Raw genomic sequence first — 16,622 nt, forward strand, 5'->3', positions numbered from 1 at the left:
CAATTATTAAGTGAGTATTTTTTATGACCCAAACGACAAATATAGTGCGTATTGCTACTCGTAAAAGTGCATTGGCACTTTGGCAAGCTGAATTTGTAAAGGCGCAACTAGAGCATTATCACCCAGGTATTTTAGTAGAATTAGTGCCTATGTCGACCCAAGGCGATATTATTTTAGATACCCCTTTAGCTAAAATTGGTGGTAAAGGTTTATTTGTTAAAGAGCTTGAACAAGCCATGCTAGAAGGGCTGGCTGATATGGCCGTGCACTCGATGAAAGATATGCCTGTAGAGTTTCCAGAAGGGTTAACACTGCACACTATTTGTGAGCGCGAAGATCCACGTGACGCATTTGTATCAAATAACTTTGCCAATATTGACGAGCTACCACAAGGTGCAATTGTGGGTACTTCAAGCTTACGTCGTCAGTGTCAAATACGCGCATCACGTCCTGATCTAAAAATTCATGACCTTCGCGGTAACGTAAATACACGCTTAGCCAAACTAGATTCAGGCCAATACGACGCAATTATTTTAGCGGCAGCAGGCTTGATCCGTTTAGAAATGAAAGACCGCATTCGTGCTTATATTGAGCCAGAAGTGTCATTGCCTGCCAATGGACAAGGTGCTGTAGGTATTGAGTGTCGTACTGATGACGAAGCAATAAAAGCATTACTTGCTCCACTGGAGCACAGCGAAACACGTATTCGGGTAAATGCCGAGCGCGCAATGAACCGCCATTTAGAAGGTGGTTGTCAGGTGCCAATTGGCGCTTATGCGCTAGTTAACGGCGATCAAGTACACTTACGTGGTTTAGTGGGCGCAATAGATGGTAGCGAAATTTTACGTGATGAAGTTAGCGGCCACGTTGATGACGCAGAAAAACTAGGGGTTGAGCTGGCCAAAATGCTATTGGCTCAAGGTGCAGACAGAATATTAGCTGAAGTATATAGAGACGCGTAATGTTAAATATCTTGATAACTCGTCCCCAAGGAAAAGGCGCAGCCCTTGCACAACAACTTGAGCAAGCGGGTTATCAAGCGTCTTTATTTCCCGTATTAAAAATAGAGTATTTAACCCCCGACAGTATTGAGCTCAGCCCATTAATTAATGCCGATAAAATTATTTTTGTGTCGCAAGATGCGGTTTTAGCGCTGAGTGAATTAAAGCCAGATATTAATATAAAAGCGCAATTTTATGGGGTTGGCCAACAAACAGCCGACACTATTTATGAGGTATTTGGCGTGCGAGCAGCTGTTCCTAAACAGCACGACTCAGAGGGGTTATTAGCGCTTAAATCGCTTGCCGATGTTGATAGCAGTAATATTGTATTAGTTAAAGGAATAGGTGGGCGTCCTGATATAGCTAAAACATTAAAGCAGCGTGGTGCATTTTTAAATAACTGCGTAGTGTATCAGCGTACTCCCATAGACCCTGAGCCTAACAACTGGATAGACCACTGGCAAAGCCAAAATGTACAGGGTATAGTCATAACAAGTAATGCGGCGGTTGATGCTATTTTTAAAAACCTTGCTGCATCTCAAAAACAATGGTTACAACAGTGCCGATTTTATGTAGCTAGTGAGCGTATAGGCGCTTATTTACAGCAGCATCAGGTAAGTTCGGCTAATATACATATTGCAGCAGGAGCTAGCGATAACGCTATGTTTACCTGCATTAATCAGCAAGGTAGCAAAATGAGCGAACAGTCAGTACCGTCAACGGTAGATAAAGCAGCGCAAAAAACGACTAATGCAACAGCCAACAATGGCAAAGCTACGACTAAAAGCGATACGCACAAAGCAACTGATCAGGCTGATAACACTAAGCAGCGAGTAAGTAAAGTCGGGAGCTTAGCACTTATTATTTCGCTAATTGTTGCCTCTGGAGTTGGCTTTGAGTTTTATCAAAAGCTCAACGCGAGCAAGACGCAAAGCTTAGCTGTTAATCAGTTAAATGAGCAAAATAAATTACTACAACAAGAGCTGCAAGCACTTAAGTTAGCCCAAGCTAATTTGCACCAGACGCTATTAACGTCTGAGCAAAAAGTAACAGCCGCAATGCGCGAAAGTACCACAAAAAATCAGCAAGAATTAAAAGCTGCCTTACAACAAGCGCAGCAGCAAGGCTCGTCTTTAAATCCACAAGAAGTTACCAGCTTGCAGCGTATGGCTGAGTTTAAGTTGTGGGCCGAAAACGACTATCAAGGAACTAGCGCTGTATTAAAACGTTTAGATGCTTTACTTAGTGACCATCCCGGTACTATTACAGTGCGCCAAGCCATTACACAAGATATACAAACTCTAGATGCCATAAAACCAATTGCCGTTGAAGCTATTTATTTGCAGCTTAGTAGTGTGTTGAAAAATATTGATGAATTGGTATTTAATGCGGTGAACCTGCCCGAAGAAGTGGCAAAAATTGATGACAAGGTATTAAGTGAAGATCTTAGCGATTGGCAACAAAACTTAAAAAATAGCTGGGATCAATTTTTAGATGGGTTTATTACTATTCGTCATCGCGAAGGTATTGCTATAGAGCCATTATTAAGTGAACAACAGCGACACTTAGTAAATCAAAGAGTTAAGCTTTATATAACACAAGCGCAAGATGCATTACTGAGCAAGCACGCCAGTGTTTACTTTGCAGCACTAAGCGAAGCAAAACGTTTAGTGGCTGAATACTTTAAACAAGATGATGATGTTACAAAAATGGTTTTAAAGTCGCTGTCTAATCTAGAAAAAGAGCAGCTAAACTTTAACCCTAAAGTAAACTTACAAAGCACGCAGCAAGTTAAGGAGTGGGCAAAATGATAGGGTTGATCATTTTAATTATTGCACTTGTTGTGGTGTTAGCGGCAGCCCCTTTTTTATTGGACGAAAAAGGTTATGTACTAATTTCGTTTAACAACACCACAATTGAAGGCACAATTGTTTCGTTTGCTGTGCTAACGATTGCAGTATTAGTCGTTAGTTATTTAACCTATAAACTCGTGCGTTATTTATTCTCTATTTATCGTAATACCAAGCATGGCTTTTTTGCTCGTAGCCAAGGGCGCAAGCAAGCCGCAATTGAGCAGGCGCTGTGGAGTGTAATTAATGACGACTATGCACAAATAGAGCAGGCGCTATCTGGCAAGGTGCCTGATCAGTATCAAGATATACGTTTAGCACTGCTTGCTAAGGCGGCACTAGCTAATAATCAAACCGACAAAGCCCTAGAGTACTTATTTGACATAAACCCAGAGCAGCAACTAAAAGTCGCTAAACTATGGCTAGCTAGTGGTAATAGTAGCGCTATAGAGTCGCAATTACGGGTTATTGCAGAATCGAAAAAAGCGACAGCGCTTGAGCTGAAAATTTACACCGAAGTGCTAGTACAGCAACAGCATTTTAGTGCTTTAGAAGCATTTTTACCGCGCCTTTTACGCAAAAAAGTACTAACAAATGAGCAGTGGCATCGCGTTTTTAATGCCTATTTTGCCTCATTCCCTGTTGATGAAGTAACAGTTAAATATAAGCAGCTACCTAAAAAGCTACATAGCTACGCCTACAGCGCTTATTTAACGCAAATGGCTGCTGCAGGACAATTAAGCGTAATTGAAAATGACTTAATAAAAATGGTTAAGCATGATGAACAACATGCACAATTAGCTAACATATTAAGCAAAGCAACAACGGCAAATGCCCGTAAATTACAAACGAGTATTCAAGATCGACTTAAAAAAGATGAGCAAAATAACTCATTACTGCTCGCTTTGGCTTGTCTTGCTAATGCGCAAGGTGATTACGACCTGGCGGCTAGGGTGTTTGATAAAGCACTTAATAATGAAAATAAAAATCAATATATGCAGCAAGCAAAGTTAAGTTATGAAAAAAGTGCACAACTAGATAAAGCATTGGTACTTTATAAGTAATGAGTTACATTTAATAAACATCATTTAATACTGCAAGGAGCAAAAGGCGATGAAAGGTTTGTTTAAATTGTCTTTTAGCTTAGCTTGCGCTTACTTTATTACAGGCTACTTTAGTAATTTATTGCTTGCTATAGATGGTTTTGCTGTGGCTTCTTGGCCTCCTGCGGGCATAGCTGTAGCAAGCTTTTTGTTATGGGGCCGCAAATCTTTTTTAGGTATTATTGTTGGTGCATTACTTACTAGCTTAATTCACCTTGATAATGTTGTTGATATACTAAACTGGCAAGTTTTTTTCCAAGCCGCTGCAATTGCTATCGCTGTTGTTTTTCAAGCATGGCTTGGCGCGCAAATAATAATTAAAGTTATTAAAGCCCCCCTCGATTTATCGTCACTAAAACACAGTGTACAAAGCTTAATTATAGCCGGCCCTGTATGTTGTATTATTGGCGCTAGTGTAGGCACCAGCTTACTTGTTTTTAATAATATAATTGCACAACATGCCGCGCTAGATAGTTTTATTGCGTGGTGGATTGGCGACAGTATTGGGGTGCTCATTTTTACGCCATTGATGCTGGCTGCATTTAATTACTCAGTGATGCGATACCGGCTACAAGTTATCCTGCCTTCTTTACTTATTTACATTCTTATTAGTGTGAGCTTTTATGGCGCTGCCAGTGTTAAAAAAGAAAAAAACATTCAAAAACAAGAGATAAAAACATTAGCCGTACAAGATTCAATTGCTCATAAATTAGATGAAATAACCGCACACTTGGCATTACTGGCTACTTTTTTTTCGAGCAGTGAAGATGTGAGCTTTAAAGAGTTTCGGCAATTTACGGCAAAACAGTTGAGCTATAGCGAAGAAATATTGGCGTTTGAATGGGTACCGTATGTTCCTAAAAGTGCGCTGTTAGAATATCAACAAATGACGCAACTAGCCGATGTTGATCATTTTTTTGTAAAAGAAAAGTCACCAACCAACCAATGGCAAGCCGTTGCTGAGCGAGATGTATATTACCCAATTAGGTATGCATACCCATTAAAAGGCAATGAAGATGCTATTGGCTTTGATTTAGCGTCAAACGGCTTTATGCAAGAGGCATTAAATAAGTCAAAAGTGCTCAACGAAATGGTCATTAGCCAACCGGTTAAGTTGGTGCAAAATCAGGCTGAGTTAGGGGTGCTATTTTTACATCCCGTATTTGGAAGTATAGAGACTGAAGATGACTTTAAAGGTTTTGCAGTTGCGGTAGTGAGCTTAAAAAAGCTATCGCAGTCGTTACTTTTTGATCATGAAAACTTAGTTACAGCAAGCTTTTTAGACATTAACAATACCAATAATACCCAAGCTATTTATATTGCCAACAACGAGTCAATGGAATTGTTAAAGTCCTACCAGCTACTCATTGGTAAACGTATGTGGCAGGTTGAGTTGCACGAGCCCTTAGTTACAACCTCCTGGCTAATATATTGGTTGGCACAAATAGTGGGGATGCTGTTTGTGTGGTTACTGGTAGCATTTTTAATTTCTGTTACAGGCACAAATATTCAAATACGCGAGCAAGTTGCTAAGCAAACGCGCACATTACGCCAAGAAAAGCAAAAAGCTGATGAAGCGAGCCAAATAAAAAGTCAGTTTTTAGCGAATATGAGCCACGAAGTGCGCACGCCAATTAATGGTATTAAAGGCTTACACTACTTAGCGTTACAACAAAATGATTGGCAGCAAGCCCGTACTTACATAGAGCAAGCTGATGGTGCGTTAGGGGTGTTACTTAGAGTATTAAATGACTTGCTCGATTTTTCTAAAATGGAGGCAGGTAAACTTGATTTAATGCAAGAACCCGTAGATATAGGGCGCTTGGCCGAAGAGATAATTAACTTAATACAATTTGAAGTAAATGTTAAGTCGTTAGAAATAAAGCTAGATTACGATAAAAACACAGACTTGGTGATTAACACCGATGCTATTCGTTTAAAGCAGGTGTTACTAAATTTACTCAATAATGCGGTTAAATTTACTGCTCAAGGGAGTATTACACTGAAAATTTGGCAATCAAAAACCATGACCTATTTAAGTGTAAGCGATACAGGTATTGGTATTAGTAAAGAGGCACAAAAGAAATTATTTAGGCCTTTTGCTCAAGCAGATAACTCTACGTCACGCCAATATGGCGGTACAGGGTTGGGCCTCAGTATTTGTAAAAAGCTAGTTGAGCTTATGGGTGGAGCTATAGATTTAAAAAGTACTGCAGGGCAAGGTTCAACATTTACCTTTAGTTTACCGCTTAACTCCCCTTTACCTAAAGTAGAGAAAAGTGAGCAAAGCTTTAGTGACGTGGATATAGAAAACGTATCATTTGCGAACTTCACATTACTTTTGGTTGAGGATAACCCGTTAAACCAACATGTAGCCACTGCCATTTTAAAAACCAAAGGGTGTGTTGCTGATATTGCTAATGATGGCTTTGCCGCAATTGAAATGTTAACTGAAAAAAGTTATGACATTGTTCTGATGGACATTCAAATGCCCAAAATGGACGGCTTACAAGCAACCAAGGTAATACGTAATGAGCTAGGCTTATTAGATTTACCTATTATAGGTTTATCGGCTAATGCGCATGATGACGATGTTAAAAAAGCGCTTGCCTGTGGAATGAATAGCTATATAACAAAACCAATAGATGCGAATATTTTGTTTAAAGCTCTTTGGCATTATTTAGCGGCGATAGAAAAATAAAATCATCTGCTTTTTTTGCATAAAAAGCAGACATATGGCCTCAAAAGTATATTTTAAATAAACTAGACTTGAATTATTACTATAGCTGCGTATTATGCGCGCAATTTTAACCTAACTGAGTTGCTACTATGATCAATAGAAAACTACCTTTGCTAGATATTCATCGCCATTTAGATGGTAATGTACGAGCGCAAACCATATTAGAACTTGGTCGTCAGTTTAATATAACTTTGCCTGCTGATAACGTTGCAGCACTTATTCCTCATGTACAAGTCATTGATCCTGAGCCAAACCTGATGGCATTTTTACAAAAATTAGATTGGGGTGTAACAGTATTAGGTGACTACGATGCTTGTAGACGTATAGCGATTGAAAATATTGAAGATGCACAAGCCCAAGGGCTCGATTATGTTGAGCTGCGCTTTAGTCCTTACTACATGGCACAAAGTCAAGGCTTACACCCTCAAGGTGTGGTTGAAGCGGTAATTGATGGCATTAAGTCGGCAACTAAAGGTGCTAATGTAAAAGCTAATTTAATTGGTATTTTATCACGCACTTATGGCGTAAAAGTTTGCCAACAAGAGCTTGATGCCTTACTCGCTTTTAAAGATGATTTAGTGGCTGTCGATTTAGCCGGTGATGAAATTGGTTTTCCGGGTGAGTTATTTGTAGAACACTTTAAGCAAGTACGCGACGCATACTTAGCTGCAACAATTCATGCTGGTGAGGCACTAGGTGCGCCAAGCATTTGGCAAGCAATTAACGAGCTAGGTGCGAGCCGTATAGGCCATGGTGTTAAAGCAATTGAAGATATTGAACTTATGAACTATCTGCGCGATAAGCGTATTGGTATTGAGTCGTGCTTAACCAGTAATATACAAACCAGTACCGTAAATGATTTAGCTCAGCATCCGCTAAAACAGTTTTTAGATCATGGTATTTTGGCCTGTATTAATACCGATGACCCTGCGGTTGAAGGTATTGAAATTGAACACGAATATTTAGTGGCAGCGCCACAAGCTGGTTTATCACAAGCCGATATAGAAAAAGCGCAAGCTAATGCGCTTGAAATTGCCTACTTAAGTTACAGCGATAAAAAAGCACTGCTAACAATGGCAAGTGCGCGCTAATTTAATACTATTAGTATAAAAAATGCCGCTAATAATAGCGGCATTTTTGTATCTAAGTAACCAGAGTTCAGGTTAAGTGTTTATAAATTAGTGGCTTAGTGTGTTTGACAAGCTAGGTAGTTATCGTAAAGGGCTTTGAGAATATCGGCTCTGCTGATCATTCCTATTACTTTTTCTCCGTCAACCACAGGGTAATTTTTCGGTTTACCGGGTCTCATTTGCTCAGCAAGTTCAATAATGTTGGTGTCGCCATTTACAGTCACTACTTCTGTTTGCATTAGTTGCGATACTTTCACCACCCCATCACAAAAATAACTGCTTTGCATGAGTGGTTTAAGCAGCTCTTGCTCAGAGATAAAGCCAACTAAAAACTTATTGCTATCGAATACTGGGGCGCCAAGTAATTTAAATTTTTGCAGCTCTGCAATGGCAGTGGTCATTTCGGTATCTGGGGTAATGTTTGGCAACTTGTGTTGCATAAAGTCTTTTACTTTTGTATTGAGCATATGGGTCTCTCCCGCTGAATGTTCTATACAAAGTATGGTTTATAGATCGACTTTTAGGAAATTGTTTATGTTGATGATGTTGATAGATTTTAACTATTAATTATTTATTGTTATAAAAATAATTAAGGCACCTATTTAGATGCCTTAATATTTGAATTGAGAGCGTTAAGTGCAATTATTTAATAAATGCAAACGCATCTGCGTACATGTTTTCGCGAATAGCACCATGAGCAATAAAATCATCACGAACTATGCCAATCATGTCAAAACGTCCAGCCATGTAAATATCGTAAGGCGCTAGCGATACTATATCTTGCATTACGGCTTTGTGTACATAACCTGTATGCCCTTGCCAATCAGCCGATGGGTTTTCTACTACCGGAATAAATTGAAAGTTTTTGTGGCTATCGGCCCATACTTGCATTTCGCGGTGTGCATAAAGTGCCGATTCTTCTTTTACGCCCCAGTATAATAATACCGGGCGATCGCAGCTAATTTCAGCTAGGTGATCAGCCATTGATTTTGCATATGAAAATCCAGTACCGCCAGCAAGTAAAATAATTGGGCGTTCACACTGTAAACGAAGTTGCGATATACCTAAGCCTGCTTCTATTGCTATTAGCTGCTTTTCGTTAAGTGCATTGCGTAAATGTTCAAGCGACTGCATTGCATACGTATCGGTTCCCGAAGCGCCAATATGTAACTCTATTTGATCACATTGTGAAGGGCGACTGGCAATCGAAAATGCACGCTTGTCATTTTCGCTCAATACAAGGTGCATGTATTGGCCTGCTTCAAACGAAACCGGTTGTTGTGGTTTTAAAATTACTTTATGAACAAATTCTGTAAGTGGGCTGATAGCAACAACTTCAGCTTTTAATGTTTGCATTTTTTACCTTTTAGCAGCGCTTTTCATAGCAGATACGCAATAGAATGTGTTGATTCTAGCATATCTGCTGGTTTGTTTTATAGCCTATTGGTCTAGGATATTAGAGAATGTTAAGGCTCTGCCAAATGTCGTCTACGCGATCTTTGGTGGCTTTATCCATCTCAATCGGCTCGCCCCATTCACGGTTTGTTTCGCCAGGCCATTTATTCGTTGCATCCATACCCATTTTAGAGCCAAGGCCAGAAATTGGTGACGCAAAATCTAAATAATCAATTGGTGTATTTTCTATTAAAGTGGTATCGCGAGCGGGGTCCATACGCGTAGTAATTGCCCAAATAACATCTTCCCAATCTCGGGCGTTAATATCGTCATCGCACACAATAACAAACTTGGTATACATAAATTGACGTAAGTAAGACCACACTCCCATCATTACGCGTTTTGCATGGCCGGGATATTGTTTTTTCATGGTAACAATAGCCATGCGGTACGAGCAGCCTTCTGGCGGTAAGTAAAAATCAACAATTTCAGGGAATTGTTTTTGTAAAATAGGTACAAATACTTCGTTTAATGCCACCCCTAAAATAGCAGGCTCATCAGGCGGGCGGCCAGTAAAGGTACTGTGGTAAATAGGGTTTTTACGGTGGGTCATATGGGTTACTGTCATCACCGGAAAGTCGTCAACTTCGTTATAATATCCGGTGTGATCGCCATACGGACCTTCAGGTGCCATTTCACCTGGCATTATGTAGCCTTCAAGTACTATTTCGGCGCTTGCGGGTACTTGTAAATCGTTTGATATTGATTTAACTACTTCAGTTTTACTACCGCGCAGTAAGCCTGCAAAAGCGTATTCGCTTAATGTGTCGGGTACGGGGGTTACTGCACCTAATATAGTTGCCGGATCGGCGCCCAATGCCACAGATACCGGGTACGGTTGGCCTGGGTTTTCTTTACACCATTCTTGAAAATCAAGCGCACCGCCACGGTGTGATAACCAGCGCATAATAATTTTATTTTTGCCTAACAGTTGCTGGCGGTATATGCCTAAATTTTGGCGCTTTTTATAAGGCCCTTTAGTAACGGTAAGGCCCCAAGTAATTAACGGTGCGGCATCGCCTGGCCAGCAATGTTGAATAGGCAGTTTAGTTAAATCGACCTCATCACCTTGTAAAATAACTTCTTGGCAGGGGGCTTTTTTTACTTCTTTAGCTGGCATATTAAGCACTTGTTTATAAACAGGTATTTGCCCTAACGCTTCTTTAATGCCTTTTGGTGGCTCTGGTTCTTTTAAAAAAGCCAAGAGCTTGCCAACTTCACGTAATTCGCTTACATCTTCTTGGCCCATGCCCATGGCAACACGCTTGGGTGTGCCAAATAAGTTAGCCAATACCGGAATATCGTAACCTTTAGGGTTTTCAAATAATAACGCAGGGCCTTTGGCACGTAATGTACGGTCGGCTATTTCGGTCATTTCAAGATACGGGTCGATTTCTTGAGTGATGCGTTTAAGCTCACCTCTTTTTTCAAGTAAATCGATAAAATCACGAAGATCTTTGTATTTCATTGTGGGCCGCTATTAAGCAATAAAGTTAAAAGTATTATACCCAAGTAACGTAAAATTGCATGCTCAGTTACTTAGCCATTAGCACTTGGAAAAATACAGTTACTTTGTATCGCTAAACTTGGTTTATCACGGTTTAATTTTATTAGTTTTACTGTATCAGCTACTGTTGTAGGCAGTGGTATTTTATCCCTTCAATAATAAGCATGGCTTCACTATCTTTACTCCAAAACAACACACTTTTATTTATGTATTTATTACCAGAGGCACTTTTTTCTCGGCTAAGCTGATAAGTATTACTATTAAGTGTTAGTGCTGCTGTTTGCTCATTGATAACACTAAGCGTGGCTTCTTTTTGATTACACAGGTAGCGAGTATTAATTGTGGGCTCATTACAAGCAGATAAGCCTAATACACTTAATGCGATTATCAGCAGCGCTTTCATTTATATCTCCAGTGCAAACAGCAAATAATTACCGATATTTGCGTATTAATTTTAATCAGCATAACAAAGCAAAATTAACCGTTGGTGAAAATGTAGCTTTAAGTTATGTTAATAATATTATTTTTAAGCTAGGTATATATATGGCAGGTACTAATCTTTTAACCTTATTAGACGACATTACTGTGCTGCTAGATGACATTGCAACTATGAGTAAAGTTGCTACGAAAAAAACAGCGGGTGTATTAGGTGATGACTTAGCGCTTAATGCTCAACAAGTTACCGGTGTAGCTGCAGAGCGCGAGCTACCTGTGGTGTGGGCGGTAGCAAAAGGATCGTTTTTAAATAAAGCAATATTAGTACCTACTGCATTATTAATAAGTGTGTGGTTACCTTGGTTAATTACGCCATTATTAATGCTAGGTGGATTATTTTTATGTTTTGAAGGCGCAGAAAAAGTATTTGCCAAGTTTTTGCCTCATGATGATAAAAGCGAAAGTGAGGGCGACAAATTAGACCTAGTAGAATACGAGAAGCAAAAAGTTAAAGGCGCGATTAGAACCGACTTTATACTTTCTGCAGAGATAATAGTAATTACGCTTGGTACAGTTGCAGCTGCTACATTAATAAATCAGGCATTGGTATTGTGTGTTATTGCCATAATTATGACCATTGGCGTTTATGGCTTAGTTGCAGGAATTGTGAAGCTTGATGATGCAGGGCTATATTTACTTAATCAATCTAAGCAATCGGCTAATAAATTTAAAGAAATACTAGGCAAAGGGTTGTTAGCGGCAGCACCACGGCTTATGCAGTTTTTGGCATTTGCGGGTACAGTTGCAATGTTTTTAGTTGGCGGCGGCATTTTAGTGCATGGCATTAAAGCTTTGCATCATATTCAAATAGCGGTAACCAATTATGGGCAAACAATTGTAGGTACTACCGGTGAAGTGCTAGCACCACTTATATTTGATGGCTTATTGGGTGTGATAGCTGGCTTAGTTGTTGTGCTTGGGCATTTAGCTTATTTAAAAATATTCAAAAAATAGCGCTAATTCACAGCTTACAATTATTGCCTGTTCAACAACCGTATTGTTAAATAAGCCCATACAGTTAAATGTGTATGGGCTGTATTAATTAAAAGCTAAATTGTGCTGCTAAGCGTACGCTCGCTCCTTCGCCTATGGTTACATTATTTAAGCCACCACCTGCTAGGTAGTTAGTATCAAATAAGTTTTCAATATTGAGGCGTAAGTTAACGTCGGTATTGTTTAAGTTTATTTTATACGTTGCACCCACATCTACGCGGGTATAGGCATCTTTAGTAACGGTATTGGCATTGTCGGCAAAGCGTTCGCCTTCGTAAAATGCACCTGCGTTTAATGCAATTACGTCGTTTAATTCGTAACGAGTCCATAGTGATGCAGACCATTTAGGGGCATCGGTAGGGCGCTTACCTTGCAATGTTGCGTCGCGCTCATAGTTGGCATCTAAATACATAGTTGATGCCATTACAAATAAGCGGTCAGTTGCTGCGCCTTGTGCTGCTAACTCAAAGCCTTTATGGCGCTGTTCGCCAGCTTGAGTGGTGATGCTTGTTATATTATCAATAGGGTTAACAAGATCTTCGCTCACTAAAGTGCCAGTTTTGCTAATATCAAATAATGCGCCACTGAGCATTAAGCGATCGTCAAACAGCTGCCATTTAATACCAATTTCTTTTTGCTCAGAGGTAATCGCATCGAGCTTCATACCATTATTAACATCGTTTGTATTTACTAACGTTTCGTTTTGCGGCTCAAAGCCCTCAGAGTAACTGCCGTAAATAGTGGCTGAGGCATTAGGGTGATATAGCACACCCACTTTAGGAACAAACGATTCATTATTACTATTTTCTTTACTTTGCTTATCGTAACGACCACCTAAAGATAGCTGCCATTCTGGTGATAACGAAATGAGATCTTGTATGTAAATACCGTAATAATCATAAGCAGATGAGCTAATAGTGTCATCGGTTTTATAGCTTATAGTTGGGCGAGATGGTTCGCTTTGCCCGGCGCTAAAGTCAAATGAGTCGGCATTAGTTTTTAATTGGCCGTAATAATAATCAAGCGAATTTGCGCCAATTAAAAATTGATGCTGAATACCAAAGGTTTCAAATTCACCAATAAAGTCAATAAAGGCGGTTTTAAACTGCCAATCATCAAAACGATCGTAAGGTTTTGAGGTGTAGCTATCACCCTCGATAAAGTTACTTGGTTTACGTGGCGATGACTCAAAGCGTTGACGCTCAAATGTTTGCTCGTTGTAACCAAGCTTTACTTGCCAGTTTTCGGTTAAAAATACTTCTAGGTCAACACCTAGGTTTTCTACCGTTATATCGGTAAACGCCCAAGACATATCGCGAATTGTTTTATCGTCGCCAATTACATTGGCATTACTATCAATCCAGGCACCCGTATCTAAACCGGCTTCGTCATCTGTGCGGTCGTAATGTACGCGTACTAAGGCGTTATCGCTAATATCGTAATCAACAATTAATGCACCTAAAAAACGATCGCGTTCACGGTTTTCACCATTTTGGTATTCACGCCAATAATCAACATCTTGCTTTACTAAAATACCACGAGCACGTAAATCTTCCGATTCAGTAAGTGCACCGCCCGCATCCAGCATAAAGCGGGTTGAGCCATGTTGATCAACATCGGCACTGGCTTTAAATAGTGTTTGCGACGTGGGTTTTTTAGTTACCATATTAACCAAGCCACCAGGACCCGATTGGCCATATAAAATACTAGATGGACCTTTAATAACTTCAACCTGTTGTAATATTTCGATAGGTTGTTGGTAGTGCGACCAGTGCTGATGGCCGTCACGTAAGTAACCTGTAGATGAACTCAGTTCAAACCCGCGTAAATTAAATACTTCACGGTTACGTTGCTTTGAACCTGGCGTTAAGCTGGCGTCATTAGTAAGTACTTCACCTAACGTAGTTGCGAGTTGTTCATTTACTATAGTGTCGGTAATAACGGTAACCGACTGTGCGGTATCAAGTAATGAAGCAGACGTTCTCATTGCGCCATTAGCATTGTCTACTTTATAGTCATTAAAATAACTTCCTTTTACTTCTATATGTTCTATATCTGTTGCGTTTGCATAAACACTCGCAGTAGTACTTGCTAGCAGTGCGATAAAAAGTGGGCTTAGTTTCATTAGTTGTTTCCGGGTTAATAGTATTAATGCTGAGTTAACCTTAATGAAAACTAGTATCATTTGCAATGCCTTTTGGTGTGTTTTTTTATAATGCTTAATGGTTGCCAATTAGGAATTCTGCTATTATTAGCAGCATATTGAGTGGGGCTTTCCCCCATGTTATTTTTTTTGCATTGGAATTTACTGTGACCACAACTGCTTTTTCATCTTTGGCTTTACCTTCTGGGTTAGTTGATAACTTATCAACACTCGGCTACACCCACATGACACCTGTTCAGGCGCAAAGTTTACCGCCAGTACTGGCTGGAAAAGACATTATTGCTCAAGCAAAAACGGGGTCAGGTAAAACTGCGGCGTTTAGCTTAGGCGTATTGGCTAAATTAAACGTAAAACGTTTTCGTATTCAATCTTTAGTATTGTGCCCAACACGCGAGTTGGCAGAGCAAGTAGCTGTAGAAATGCGCAAATTAGCGCGTGGCATTCATAATATTAAAATACTTACTTTATGTGGTGGTGTATCAATTGGCCCACAAATTGGCTCACTTGAACATGGCGCACATATTATTGTTGGTACACCGGGGCGAGTTGATGATCATATTCGTAAAGGTACTTTGCGTTTAGATGATGTAGAAACGCTCGTACTAGATGAAGCCGATCAAATGCTAGATATGGGTTTTCAAGATACCTTAGATGCAATTATTGAGCGCATTCCCACTAACCGCCAAACATTACTATTTAGCGCTACGTTTCCACGTGCAATAGAAGCTGTTGCAAAGCGTGTGCTTAGCAATCCAGTAATGGTTAAGGTAGAAGAAGAGCAAGCTAAAAGCACTATTAAGCAATACTTCTATAAAATGGATAACAATAAACAACGCTACCCAACACTTAAATTATTGCTGCTTAAATTTACCCCGCAAAGCTGCGTGGTGTTTTGTAATACTAAGGTAGAAACACAGCAATTGTGTGATGATTTAGTTGATGAAGGCTTTAGTGCGGTATCTTTGCATGGTGATTTAGAGCAGCGTGATCGTGAGCGTACGTTAATTCATTTTTCTAATAAAAGTGCATCAATACTAGTGGCAACCGATGTGGCCGCGCGTGGTTTAGACATTGACGATATGGATATGGTGATTAACTATCACTTAGCTCACGACACACAAACACATGTGCATCGTATTGGTCGTACCGGTAGAGCGGGTAAAAAGGGTATTGCATGCTCTATTTATGGTGAAGCAGAAGCGTTTAAAATTGCACAAATTGGTGATCATTATGAACGCGATGTGATCCCAGAGCCAATGCCATCGTTTAGCTTATTAGAAAAACCACCGTACAAACCAGAAATGGTAACCTTAATGCTTGATTCTGGTAAAAAGCAAAAAGTACGTGCAGGTGATATTTTAGGGGCACTTACCGGTAAAGACGGTATTGCAGGGCGTCAAGTTGGTAAAATAAACGTACTCGACAACGTTGCGTTTGTTGCCGTAGAGCGTAACTCTTCAAAGCCGGCACTGCGTAAATTAACCGAAGGTAATATTAAAGGCCGTAAAATACGCGCTCGTCGCCTTACGTGCTAATAATGTATTGAATAACTAATTCAATAATTACTAATCTATTGAGCAGCTTGCCCTAAGCTGCTCATATTCACACTTTAACTGTTTAAATTTTTCTGCATTACCAACTGCTTTATCAGGATGACACTGTAACGCCAGTTGCCGCCAACGTTTTTGTACTTCTTTTAGCGTGCTTTGCTGAGATAGTTGCCACTTTACTAATAGCTGTTTATGAGTGTCTGGATCTATTATTTGTGCAGATTTACTGTGCTTGGTAAAACGCTGCCAAAACTGGGTTAAAAGAGCATCGATTTCGGCGCTAGAGGTTTCAAAGTTTTGCCAATCAAGGTAGTAGTCTCGTAGCGGATCGGTACTTTTTACGAGGGTGTTACTGGCTGTGGTAATAAGTTGTATTTGTAAACCACCAATAAGGAGTTGCTGCTTAGGCATAATTTGCTGCTGTAGCTGATAAAGCGCGTTCATAATTAAAAAGTTACGTTTGAATAAATCACGATCAGGGGCAGCATCAAGCGTGCTAATCACTTTACGTTGTTGTAACTCTGCCGCTAAAGTATGCACCATCCATACTTTTTTTTGCAAAAGCAACTCAAAAATCTCATCTATCAGTGGGTTAAGCATTGTTTACAATCTAGTTATTAGTGTATCTTGGGTA

Annotated in this window: 13 protein-coding genes; 7 read left to right on the forward strand and 6 right to left on the reverse strand. The window is 39.8% G+C overall.

The genetic code is table 11. From position 1 onward, the window contains the following. Positions 1-23 precede the first annotated feature (23 nt). The 5 genes from hemC to add all read left to right on the forward strand — a co-directional run bounded on the left by hemC (position 24) and on the right by add (position 7,785). Positions 24-962, forward strand: coding sequence for a hydroxymethylbilane synthase (gene hemC / locus PTRA_RS00495; protein ID WP_058372291.1), 939 nt, complete (start codon positions 24-26; stop codon positions 960-962). Next, positions 962-2,812 carry a uroporphyrinogen-III C-methyltransferase gene (locus tag PTRA_RS00500; protein WP_058372292.1) on the forward strand — a complete coding sequence of 617 codons (1,851 nt, stop codon included), beginning with the start codon at positions 962-964 and terminating at the stop codon, positions 2,810-2,812. Before hemC ends, PTRA_RS00500 begins: the two co-directional genes overlap by 1 nt. After that, entirely contained in the window at positions 2,809-3,915 is a 1,107-nt protein-coding gene (locus tag PTRA_RS00505) for a heme biosynthesis HemY N-terminal domain-containing protein (protein WP_058372293.1), read from the forward strand. Before PTRA_RS00500 ends, PTRA_RS00505 begins: the two co-directional genes overlap by 4 nt. A gap of 49 nt (positions 3,916-3,964) precedes the next feature. After that, positions 3,965-6,655 carry a CHASE domain-containing protein gene (locus PTRA_RS00510; protein ID WP_058372294.1) on the forward strand — a complete coding sequence of 897 codons (2,691 nt, stop codon included), beginning with the start codon at positions 3,965-3,967 and terminating at the stop codon, positions 6,653-6,655. A gap of 128 nt (positions 6,656-6,783) precedes the next feature. Then, entirely contained in the window at positions 6,784-7,785 is a 1,002-nt protein-coding gene (gene add, locus PTRA_RS00515) for an adenosine deaminase (RefSeq protein WP_058372295.1), read from the forward strand. Positions 7,786-7,880: 95 nt separating this feature from the next. Here the strand turns inward: add and PTRA_RS00520 are convergent, their stop codons facing one another. The 4 genes from PTRA_RS00520 to PTRA_RS00535 all read right to left on the reverse strand — a co-directional run bounded on the left by PTRA_RS00520 (position 7,881) and on the right by PTRA_RS00535 (position 11,189). Further along, a complete protein-coding gene (locus PTRA_RS00520) occupies positions 7,881-8,291 on the reverse strand; it encodes a CBS domain-containing protein (protein WP_011326830.1) in 411 nt (136 codons plus the stop codon). Between the two features lie 175 nt (positions 8,292-8,466). Then, positions 8,467-9,180: an NAD(P)H-flavin reductase gene (gene fre, locus PTRA_RS00525; protein WP_058372296.1), complete on the reverse strand. Its 714-nt coding sequence runs from the start codon at positions 9,178-9,180 to the stop codon at positions 8,467-8,469. 100 nt (positions 9,181-9,280) lie between these two features. Further along, complete coding sequence (ubiD, locus tag PTRA_RS00530; RefSeq protein WP_058372297.1) at positions 9,281-10,747, reverse strand: 4-hydroxy-3-polyprenylbenzoate decarboxylase; 1,467 nt, start codon at positions 10,745-10,747, stop codon at positions 9,281-9,283. A gap of 160 nt (positions 10,748-10,907) precedes the next feature. After that, entirely contained in the window at positions 10,908-11,189 is a 282-nt protein-coding gene (locus PTRA_RS00535) for an MliC family protein (protein ID WP_058372298.1), read from the reverse strand. A gap of 140 nt (positions 11,190-11,329) precedes the next feature. Between PTRA_RS00535 and PTRA_RS00540 the strand changes: the two genes are divergently transcribed. Further along, entirely contained in the window at positions 11,330-12,235 is a 906-nt protein-coding gene (locus tag PTRA_RS00540; RefSeq protein WP_058374475.1) for a DUF808 domain-containing protein, read from the forward strand. 88 nt (positions 12,236-12,323) lie between these two features. Here PTRA_RS00540 and PTRA_RS00545 read toward each other — a convergent pair whose 3' ends face one another. Continuing rightward, positions 12,324-14,399: a TonB-dependent siderophore receptor gene (locus PTRA_RS00545; RefSeq protein ID WP_058374476.1), complete on the reverse strand. Its 2,076-nt coding sequence runs from the start codon at positions 14,397-14,399 to the stop codon at positions 12,324-12,326. A 185-nt stretch (positions 14,400-14,584) separates the two neighbouring features. Between PTRA_RS00545 and dbpA the strand changes: the two genes are divergently transcribed. Next, positions 14,585-15,973 (forward strand): ATP-dependent RNA helicase DbpA, encoded by a 1,389-nt coding sequence (dbpA, locus tag PTRA_RS00550; RefSeq protein WP_011326836.1) that lies wholly within the window; start codon positions 14,585-14,587, stop codon positions 15,971-15,973. A gap of 30 nt (positions 15,974-16,003) precedes the next feature. Here the strand turns inward: dbpA and PTRA_RS00555 are convergent, their stop codons facing one another. Next, the gene (locus PTRA_RS00555) at positions 16,004-16,588 is read right to left on the reverse strand and encodes a DNA-J related domain-containing protein (RefSeq protein WP_058372299.1); all 585 of its coding nucleotides are present in this window, start codon (positions 16,586-16,588) and stop codon (positions 16,004-16,006) included. Between the last annotated feature and the right edge of the window lie 34 nt (positions 16,589-16,622).

Source organism: Pseudoalteromonas translucida KMM 520 (genome assembly GCF_001465295.1).
Lineage (GTDB): Bacteria > Pseudomonadota > Gammaproteobacteria > Enterobacterales > Alteromonadaceae > Pseudoalteromonas > Pseudoalteromonas translucida.